Genomic DNA, 10,787 nt, shown 5'->3' with positions numbered 1-10,787 from the left:
AGGAAGTTCTTTGTGTATTATTGCCGGTAATGGTATTCTACAGTTTTAATAATATTGCCATCCTGATCTTTAATAAGCTGCAATCTTCCCAATCCATCGTACTGATAGTAAGTGATCCTGTTATCCACATCACATTGGGTGCTAATACCTATTAATGGGTCATACGTGTAGGTGGTTATTTGCGCATTCTCAGGATACAATCGTAATTCATCAATGTAACCTGTGCCGGCTATTGTAATAGTAGATTGACCGGTTATTTTATGTTCATAGTAGGTCCAGGTGATACCATTAATAGTAACAGTTTTTCCCTGAACCGGATAACCACTTATTGTACCTGCAATTGTATAAGGCGAGGCATTTCTTGTCCAGTATGAAACTATATAAGTGGCGGTACTGGTAAGCCCAGTTTTACTGACATTACCATTGGATAACTGATAAGAGTAGCCTCCTGTTATTCCGCCTGATACGCGTGCGCTGCTGCCAACACTCCAGTATCCACTGCCATCTGCCTCAAAACTGGTATAAGCAATAGAAGCGCTGTCTGAATTCATAATCTGCGCAATGGGATAAGATCCGCTATAATCCCATATAAATGACAATATTTCATCATCCGGATTTTTTGCCTGCAGCAATGTGAAATAATCATTCTTATACCACAAAGATTTTTTTAGTGAATAATTAGCCGGAATTAGGAGGTTCCTGTCATGTGCCACTGTATCTGTAATGTTGCTATTCTCATAAGCATATACGCCAACAGGAAGTCCCTGGTCATTGTAAGTTATTAGCTGACCGTTGGTTAACTTTCCATCATTGGAAGTCTCTACCTTAACAGGCAACTGAATAAAGCCGGCCTGCTGTAACGAAGCGAGATTAGTACTTGAAATATTATTATAATCTGCGGGATACCACGTTTTGGTATCTGTTACCTGGCCTTTACTATTAACTGAGCGGGTATTTGAAACAACATAATAGTTGTTTGAATTAAAAAAGCTTTTGCTAGTAGATACAATGGTATTACCCGGAGTTCCATCAGCTTTATAAGTATATTGAATAGTACTTATAGAATCAGGCAGATACCATTCAGTAGTAAATTTGTAAGGGGTAGTGCCGAAACCACCAGTCGCATATGGTGCAATCCGAATACCAAACGAGTTAATTTTTTCTTTAAATTCAAAATAATTATAAAAATGCTGTTCCCACTGTAATATCCTGAAACCATCATATGCATTTACCTTTTCATAAACCTTCTTGCTGACTAGCAATTCTTTTCTCCAATCCCGCTGCACAGGTGTAGGTACCGGGTAATTTTCACCATTAGGATCAACAGTGCCATAGTAGTCAAACGAAAACTCATATTCGGTTTTATAGGAATTGGTATCACTATAATACTCTGTTACATTGGTATAATGAATGATCTGTCCGTCCAGTGAAGCCAAGGGCACCATACTGCTTGAGACCGTACGTAATACAGTGGGCTCAATTTGGTTTGCAGTGCCGCAATAAATTTTTTTGTGGTACACTGGAGCCGAAATCAGTTCACCGCTGCTACGGGTGGAGTCTGTAAACCAATTATACTTTAACCGTTTTACCAGGCGGCCTCCGTTACCATCGGTATTCACAATTTTATATACCCGCATGCCTCCGGCCACGTAATTATTCGGATCCGGATTTTCCTGCCAATTAATTCTTACTGAAAAATCAGGAATGGTAATATCACCATCGCTGCTTGTAACCGCTTTTACCAGGTATTTACCTTTTGGGAGATTAACATAAATAGTTTTGGTCTGCATTGTTATATAAAAACTATTATCAGTTATACCGGTTATAGAAAACACAACGGGACAATCATCTGACATGGGTGCACCAGATGCACATCCCGGAATTTGAGCAATCACCTGCGCTTCATCGACAATATCTCCAATTTCAAGCGTATCTATATAAGTAAAAGCGGGCGTTCCCTGAGGTTGAAATTCAGTTGACTTATAAAAAAAGTAACTCTTGTCCAACATGCCAGACAATTGGAACCCATTCATTATATTATTATAGGAATTCCCGCCAATCATATTCTTTTCGAAAAAATATTCTGTGGTGCCGCCGGTAGGATATTTAATTTTATTTAAAGAACAAGCTTTGGCATAATTAAAATCTACGGTTCTGTCGGCCCCTGGTAAAAAACCTGTGCCAAACCCATATATTAACCTTTCCCTTAGTTTAGGTGTTAAATTAGTGCCATTACTCTTGCCATTGTAATATCCCCAGTAATCCTGTGCAGCAGACAGCCGGTTTGGAAGCTTAATATTAGTATCATAATAAAAATAATAAGGCAATTTTGTCCCATCGGTACTGCTATTTTCTGTAAGTGATTTCAGGTACAGCCGTTTGGCCGAAACATCTGTCACATCCCCCATCCCGTTTATAGAAGTTATATCAGTGCTGACAAAATATCCATAATCAAATGAAAAGGATTTAACAATCTGATTTGATTTATTTCTTACAATTATACTGTCTAATCTTTTAGTAGCCACAGGGTCTGCCAGAACATCTTCTCTGCCTTCTATCGAGGGTACGAAATATACGTCGCATAAATCGGTTGAAATCCTGCTTATTTGTGCCTTATTAGAATATTGTTTATAAAAAGATGCACTGATTCTGTCAGTAGTAAGTTCATCGCACAAGGAACCTGTCTGATAATCTTTCGTTTCCCCGCCTCTGCCAAAATCGGTTGCAGTTATGCTTGTATAATAATATTTTATAGATTTGGTCGTTGGGGAAACAATATCCATGACTTGCCAGGTGGTTATATGCGAAGGAGATCCGTCGCCTGCGGATTCACCGTTTGTACCATTTGTATTGGTAAACCCTGATTGACCGTTATAAGTATCATAACCGGTCCTATTGCCGTCCTTTGAAAGCCCCATATAACAGGTAACACCATTCGGTAACGTAAGCGTCCATCCCGTTATCATGCTCCCATTCAGCGTATATTGGATCTTAACAGCCTGATAAGGAGTTTGCACAAATTGATGCAATTGCTGATCATAATAAAACTTTCCTGAATACCCCATTATTGAATAAATGAAAATATCGGGTTCAATATCCAGGGAGTTGGAAGCATATACCCTGCCTGCCATGATTTGTTTATATTCATCACTGGAAGGCGATAATGATAAAATATATTGAACAGTGGTTGCCGTATGCATATACCCCTCGGAGCCAAAATCATCAGGTAATCCACGAACCATCCGGGAAATGGATCCCCCCGTACTTAAATTCCAACCTAATCCAACCCAGGTTGCAGCTTCCTCAACTTTGATACCCGAGGTATTATAACTCAGGTTGATAGGCACCGACAAGCTTCCACTGGTAACTGTATATACCGGAATACTTACCTGAGCTGACCCGGTAGAATAACCTACCGGCATATCTACATACTTTGCGAAAGCAGCCACTTCCGGTGTAGGCGGAATGACATTGGTCAGGTTCTGCGGATTAAGGTTCTGTCCATTTAATAAAACCACAGGATGCAGGAAAAGAAATAAAACAGTTAACCGTCCAATAAGTAGTTTAGACTTTTTACCCATTTTTATTATTGCCATATTGATAAAGTTTCTGCTTTAAAAATTATAACCTACGCGAAATTTCACCGGCTGTGTGCGCGGCACCTGCTGATAGCTCAAAAAATCCCACATCAATTGCAGTTTCGTCTTCTTGAAAAATTTGCTTTTTATAGATACGATCTTACTGACACCTATCAATCCGCTTTGCCGCCAGGAACTAGGTGCTTCCCATCCTCTTGCCGAAGAAGTTGTGAGTAAGCTGTCATTTATCGGCTGGTAATTATATTCAAATCCACCGCTGGCAAAAAAACTGCCTTTAAGTTTGATATCGAGATAAGAACGAAGTCCTATACCCTGATGAGTGATGGCAATATGTTTGATATCTTGTCCCCACCCCATTTTGTAACTGGCGCCTATACCTACAGTACTTTTATCTGTTATTTTATAACCGACGGATAACCCAAAGTCAGTTGTGGTGGGAAAGAAATTGTTTTTAGCTGTCTGAAAGTTAGTACCGTATTCCAGGCGTTGCCAGAAGGTCTTTGTTCGCTGGTTATTGGGTTTGAAATCAGGCATATCCATATCACCGCCACCACTGCCCCCTAGCTTATTTAATTTATCTTTAAGCGTATTCAACTGCGACTGCGCCGCTTGCAGATTTTGTTGCAAATATTGCTGCGCGTTGGGTCCGCCACTGGCCAATTGATTTTGAATTTGCTGCTGTACCTGCGCCCTGGTTTGCAATCCGGCCAGACTTTGTGGGGAACCATAATTATCGGGTAATCTAAATAAGCTGGCCAACTCACTGTGTTGTTTCATGAACTGTGTAAAAGCAGGCAGTTTGTTCAATAATGACAAACCTTTCTGAATCATCCTGTCAGGTTCGTTCAGTATTTCCTTATACTCCTTTAATTGAGCCTGGTAGTAATAGGCTTCCTTTTTATAACCATCAAATTCATTGGTAATACCTTTCGGAAGATTGCTATATTTACTTAACGATTCCTTTATCTGCTGTTTTCGTTGCTGAATAAAGGCTTTCACCTGCTCAGTCTGCTGGAATTTGTCCTGCAGCTGATTGACCTTCGATAGCGATCCTTTCAGCTTTTCCTGAGTTTCTTTAGACTGGGATAAAAATGAACTGTTCTGGTCCAGGAACGCGAGGCTGGTCTTTACCGAATCAAGCATCGGAATATAGGCCCCACTGGTCCCGGATGCTTTATCGCCCGTGGATTTCATTTTATCTATCAGTTGCTTATACTGCTTTTCTGAATTGGCAAACAGCTGTTTTGCCCCTGTTGAATCTATTTTGGCCAGTTTGCGTTGCAGTCTCTTCTCCCGGTTGAATAATCGATGAAGGTATTTTTCAGTTTGTTTCGTTACCCGGTCTTCCAGGCCATCGTATTTGCTTTCAATTTTCGAGAAATAAGAAGAAGGGATGTCTATAATACTATCAACAGAAGGCTTTTTATCCTGTGCACCAGCCATTTGACAGCATAGGATGCACATGCAGGCAATAAGAAAAGCTTGTATTTTCTTTCTCATGGACAGGTCTACGTGTTTTGGTTAGTGTGATATAAAAATAAGATAACTAATGAATATAAAATTCCTTAGTTAGTCACTTTTTGATATGCGTGAAGTTTTGCCAATAGGCGTGTAGATTTTAGCAATAGACGTGTTGTTAGAGGAGTTAACTAAACATAGATCAGGTATGACATAATAAAAAAAGGGGCTGGTTTTTCAACCAACCCCTGCTAACCATACATGAGAAAAAGAGTAATAATTACCGGTTTTTCAACAATATCTTTTTATTATTTATAACCATCATTCTGTTTCAGGTTACCATTTACCAGTATTTCATCGGCTGGTATCGGGAAAACCATATTGGGTGTAGAAGGTGTTACGGTAACACTCTTACTGATCGCATTGCTGCTATTCTGAGCCTGTGGTTTTACAAATGTTCTTTGCAAACGGTACAGGTCCCAGAAACGGTAACCTTCAAATGCCAGCTCTTTCAACCGCTCATTTAAAATGCTTTCCAGCACAAGCGTTCCTGTTGTAGCATAACCGGCATATGCAGGGTCACGCTTTGTAGCAACCATATTTACATACTTCAGGGCATTGGTTTCATCACTTAAATTATAATAAGCCTCAGCAAGTATCAATAAGATCTCAGCATAACGAACAATTTTCACATCGTCATATGACACCGTATTGATAGGATACTTTGTTATATAATATGCCCTGCCTAATTGAGAGCTACGGACAGTATCCATAAACAATCCCTTTCGGGCATCAGTAGATGAATAAGAATCATACAAGGTCTTGGTAGCCAGGATGTCGCCATAGCTACCGCCCATATTTTTGGGCACATAAATATTTGCCAGGGTACCATCCGATACGTTGTTATTGGCATCTGATGTTACTTCAAACATAGTTTCCACTTTATCGGGCCGTGTAACTGTACCAGCCCAATAACCTACCAGGCCGCCGCTTTCAATAAGCGTATTTCCTGCATTATTAACAATATCCAGAGCAGCATCCCGGGCAGCCGTCCAGTTGCCCATGTGCTGATAAACTCTTGCCAGCAAACCCTTGATAGCATACTTGGTAATATAAGAGGCGTTCATTACTCTTGCCACACCGGTTGAAGCGAAGGTCATGGTAGCATTCTGGGTATATTTTGCCAGGGAATATGCCGTATTCAGATCAGACAACACCTGTGCATATACTTTACTAATGGTATCTCTGGCCGGTAATGCCAGGCTATCAAATTTCAGCACAATAGGCACACCCAGCTTTGTAGGATCTGCAGTATAGGGAGGGGCAAAGTTCCTTACAAGATCAAACAACACCATTCCTCTTACAGCATATGCCTCGGCATACATATGACTTATGTTATTAGAGTTGTTCTCAAGGCCACTGTTAATGATAAAATTGGCGTTTTTAATAGCCGTATAAGCAGTCTGCCAAACATCCCTGGGGTATTGGTTGGTTTTATCCATGTCGTAAGTGTTAAAACCGGTATACCTTCCAGAGTTGGACGAAGAAAGGAAACAATCATCAGACATCAGGTCACCCCTGATCGCCAACGTTCTGCCATACAAATCGGTAGCCCGCAATGAAGAATACATACCAATGATCGCTGTATACATGCTGGGCTCATCTTTTATTGCGCCCGCAGTGTTGGTAGCATCAAGGGGTACTTTATCTAAAAATGACTTTGAACAGGAGCCGGCCGTAAGAAGTACAATCCCTGCCAGAATCAATGCTGAAGTATGTTTAAACATATTTAGTTTGTTCATTGTAGTAAATTTTAACTGCTTTTGAAATTAGAATGTAATGTTCAAACCTATAGTAGCCGATTTCGTAGGCAGTACCTGTTGCTGGTTCAACCCAAGAATACCTTGTTCCGGATCGTTCAACAGGTTCTTATCATAGGTTTTCCGCCACAAATTGGTACCGCGCACATATACACTTAAAGCAGTTATATGCATTTTATCGAGCACTGTTTTACTGTTTATCCGATACATCGCCTGAATATTTCTTAAACGAATGTAATCGCCTTTAAAAAGTGTTCTGTCTGATCCCGAGTTGGTATTGGTAAGACCGTATACATATTTGGGTACATCTGTAACATCCCCGGCTTTTTGCCATCTTTTTAAATTAAGGGCATATTTTCCACGGGTCGCCTGCCAACCATCCAGGAAATACTGGGCGTAAGATTCAGAGAAATAATTACCGTAGTTGTAATAGAAATCAAAATTAAGCGAGATGTTCTTATAGGTAAAGGTATTACCCAAACCGCCATAGTACTTGGGATCGGCGCTTTTACCAACAAGGAACTGTGAAGCCTGTGATCTTACTTTTGTAGTTGCAGATCTTGAGCTATCGGTATACCACTGGGCAGCCCCGTCATTTGGATCTACCCCAGCCCAGCCACGGGTATAAAATGAGTAAATAGAATTACCCTCACGCAGGTAAAAGTTTGAGGCCTGCGGATTGAATTGATCGCCGGCAGGCAACTTGGTAACCTTATTGGTATTATGCGTAAAGTTAAAGTTGATGTCCCATTTGAAATCTTTTGTTTGAACCGGCGTAGCATTGATAGTAAGCTCAATCCCTTTGTTTTCAAGATCGCCCACATTTGCGATAAATCCGGTAAACCCTGAAGTACGGGAAATATTAAGATTCAATATCGCGTCTTTAGTTGTACGCTTGTAATAATCGAATGTAACATTCAACCGGTTATTGAAAAAACCGAGATCAAAACCCGCATCAATTTGCTTGTTCTTTTCCCAGGTAAGGTTTCCATTACCAATATTGTTGAATGTTCCACCAGCTACACCATTGTAGTTATAGGTATAGCCGAACTGCTGGCGCCATGTATAGTTCCCGATCTCCGCATTACCGTTATTACCATAGCTGGCACGAAGCTTAAAGTATGAAACATAAGGCTTCACAATTTCGAAAAGGTTTTCATTGGAAACTGTCCAGGCAGCTCCAACTGAAGCAAAATTTCCCCAACGGTTGCTCGTGCTGAAACGGGAAGAGGCATCGCGTCTGAAACTTCCGTATAAAGAATATCTGTCGTTATAGCTAAAAATAGCGTTCGAAAAATATCCCTGGAATGTATAATCAGAACCGGAAACCTTTCCATTTGTAGAAGTGGCCCCGTTAGTAGACAAATAATAGTCATAGTTCGGGAAATTGGTCACATCGCCTTTTTGCTGGAAAAAGCTGTTCTTGATTGACTCATAACCCGCTTTCAGATCTATATAGAATTTTTTGTCGGCTATGATATCATAGTGATAATCGAACTGATTGGTCCAATCCCATAAAAAGTTACGTGTATAATAAGAAATACCTTCGCCTGAAGAACCAGAGGCATCTCCATGATATGGGTTATTGAACTGATATTCTTCATCAGTAGTATACTGCAAACCCATGTTGCTCGTAAACTTCAAACCAGCGAGTATTTTATACTCCAGTGATTGGTTCACCAAACCCTGTACTGCCTTTAACCATCTTTTATCGTGCGCGGCAATATACATGGGATTGTAATGTGAAGGAAAACCAAGATTGTTGCCGGTATTTATGTTTATAGAACCATCGGCATTATAGGCTTGCTGGGTAGGACGAAGGGTTAAAGCCACATAAGTGGGGTTTCCAAAATAACCGCCACCACCGGTTGCCCCGCTCGATGCCAGCGCCGAATTCTGCAATACATTACCAATTGATATTTTGGTAGTAGTAGTAATTTTATCAGTTATGGCATATGAAATTTTCATATTGCCTGTATATCTTTTAAGGTCGGTACCAATAGTGGTTCCTTCCTGTTTAAAATACCCACCCGATAAGAAGTATTTAATTTTACCTTCTCCACCTGTAGCGCTTATATTGTATTGTTGCTGCGTACCGGTTCTGGTTACCAGTCCCAGCCAGTCGGTATCAATACCACTGGTATCACCGAAAGAGTGCATATTTTTATCAATATCAGCTTGCGCCGTACCTGCATTCACATAACTTTCTTTCAGCAGCATAAGCCAGTCGGCAGCCCTTAATGGCCTGCCCGCATCAGGAGGCAGAATGGCCTTGCTGTTACCAGCCTCTACATCGAACCTGACCTGCGCTTTACCCTGTTTTCCACTTTTGGTTGTAATAACGATAACGCCATTGGCGCCACGGGAACCATAGATGGAGGTAGCAGCAGCATCTTTTAATACTGAAATGCTTTCTATATCGTTCGCATTGATTGTTGCGAGAACGTTTGTACTGGGATTGATATTAAACGAACCTGTACCGGAAGTGGCAACACCATTACCATTGGCAAGGTCACCGGAATTTATTTGCACACCATCAACAATATACAGGGGTTGTGCGCCACCATAAGTAAATGAACCAATCCCCCTGATACGGATGGGTTGATTCGCACCCGGCTGTCCGGTAGAAGCCGATGATTGCAAACCTGCCGCAGCACCCTGCAACATCTGGTCTACCGATACCAATGGCTTGTTCTCCAGCTTATCACCACCCACTTTCACAATGGATGAAGTAGCAGTAGATTTCTTCTGCGTACCATAACCTACCACCACTACCTCAGACAGGTTTTTGTCTGAAGCTTCCATGCTTACATTGATGATCCCTTTATTTCCAATGGAAAAGCTGGTTGATGCCATACCAACCGCTGTAAAGACGATCGTTTTTGCATTGGAAGAAATTGTTATGGAATAAGTGCCATCAGCTTGCGTGGAAGTACCGGCGTTGGTTTCTTTGATAATTACTGAGGCATTGGGGATGGGGTTACCATTACCGTCTATAACTTTACCAGTAATGGTTCTTTGCTGAGCCCAAAGTTGCGTATACAGCAACATCATGAACCCCAGCAGTAGCTGAACTTTTCTCATGTTTACGTTAGTTTGGTTTTACAAAAAAACTATCTTATAGCAAGTTGCGATTAGGCTTCATTCATTTGCAAGACAACCAATAAACGAATGGTGACCAGGATAAAGCATAATGGTTGAAGTAATACAATAGCCCGCAGAAATTTACTTTCCGGGGCCTCAAGATACATCGAATTAATGATATTTTAATTTAATTACTTTAAAAAGTCTTCGCAACCGTTTTCTAATAACCTTGAATAATGTTGCATGAATGTTACGGTTAGTAACAAAACAGCCATCTTAAAAAAAGTACTCCCCGCAGATTACTGCAAAAATACTTTAGCAGCATGCTCCCAGCTGTTGATGCGGTCGTAACCGGTTACTCCTATATTATGTGCAGCGGTAAACAGGTACTTCTTCCCATTAAAATGTTGCAGATGGCGTACATGGTCGTCGATCATATGATCGCCAAACACCATACGCTTTTCACCACAAAGCACCAGTTGTTTCCAGGTAAAGAATGGGAAATGCTCCATCAGCCAATCCAGCTTGTCCTTTAATGAATTGGGGAATTCTGTTGCAGCAGATACTATAAAGATCTCGTATCGTTGATTCATTTCCTTTAACACCTCCACGCTGTCTTTCATCACTGGCAGGTCGCGAAAAAAACCCGGCTCATACAAACGCGCCCGTACAAGTTTTTGATGCTGTTCGGGAAAACCCATCAACCACGAGCCATTCATTTTATTCAGATCAACCGGTAGCCCATGCGCTTTCTCATACCATGCGATCATGGCCCCCATAGGATCTGCAATCACCTCGTCCATATCTATAATTACTCGTTCCATCT

General features: G+C 41.0%; 5 protein-coding genes. All 5 read right to left on the bottom strand.

Annotation, left to right across the window (positions count from 1 at the left end; all coding sequences use genetic code 11):
• Positions 1–17 precede the first annotated feature (17 nt).
• Positions 18–3,596, bottom strand: a complete 3,579-nt coding sequence (locus A3860_RS15965; RefSeq protein WP_081147724.1) for a hypothetical protein — start codon at positions 3,594–3,596, stop codon at positions 18–20.
• A gap of 18 nt (positions 3,597–3,614) precedes the next feature.
• Entirely contained in the window at positions 3,615–5,099 is a 1,485-nt protein-coding gene (locus A3860_RS15960; protein WP_081147723.1) for a coiled-coil domain-containing protein, read from the bottom strand.
• A 266-nt stretch (positions 5,100–5,365) separates the two neighbouring features.
• Positions 5,366–6,859 carry a RagB/SusD family nutrient uptake outer membrane protein gene (locus A3860_RS15955; RefSeq protein WP_081147722.1) on the bottom strand — a complete coding sequence of 498 codons (1,494 nt, stop codon included), beginning with the start codon at positions 6,857–6,859 and terminating at the stop codon, positions 5,366–5,368.
• A 27-nt stretch (positions 6,860–6,886) separates the two neighbouring features.
• Positions 6,887–9,961: a SusC/RagA family TonB-linked outer membrane protein gene (locus tag A3860_RS15950; protein ID WP_081147721.1), complete on the bottom strand. Its 3,075-nt coding sequence runs from the start codon at positions 9,959–9,961 to the stop codon at positions 6,887–6,889.
• 299 nt (positions 9,962–10,260) lie between these two features.
• On the bottom strand, positions 10,261–10,785 hold the full coding sequence (locus A3860_RS15945) for a 5' nucleotidase, NT5C type (RefSeq protein ID WP_081147720.1): 525 nt from the start codon (positions 10,783–10,785) through the stop codon (positions 10,261–10,263).
• Positions 10,786–10,787: the final 2 nt, after the last annotated feature.

The sequence above is a fragment of the Niastella vici genome (assembly GCF_002077945.1).
Lineage (GTDB): Bacteria > Bacteroidota > Bacteroidia > Chitinophagales > Chitinophagaceae > Niastella > Niastella vici.
Note: the sequence above shows the minus strand (reverse complement) of the source record. Positions and strands in the feature narration are given on the sequence as shown.

Excerpts from the sequence above, each read along its gene's own strand:
- A3860_RS15965 (WP_081147724.1), bottom strand. The coding sequence starts at position 3,596 with ATGGCAATAATAAAAATGGGTAAAAAGTCTAAACTACTTATTGGACGG.
- A3860_RS15960 (WP_081147723.1), bottom strand. The coding sequence starts at position 5,099 with ATGAGAAAGAAAATACAAGCTTTTCTTATTGCCTGCATGTGCATCCTA.
- A3860_RS15955 (WP_081147722.1), bottom strand. The coding sequence starts at position 6,859 with ATGAACAAACTAAATATGTTTAAACATACTTCAGCATTGATTCTGGCA.
- A3860_RS15950 (WP_081147721.1), bottom strand. The coding sequence starts at position 9,961 with ATGAGAAAAGTTCAGCTACTGCTGGGGTTCATGATGTTGCTGTATACG.
- A3860_RS15945 (WP_081147720.1), bottom strand. The coding sequence starts at position 10,785 with ATGGAACGAGTAATTATAGATATGGACGAGGTGATTGCAGATCCTATG.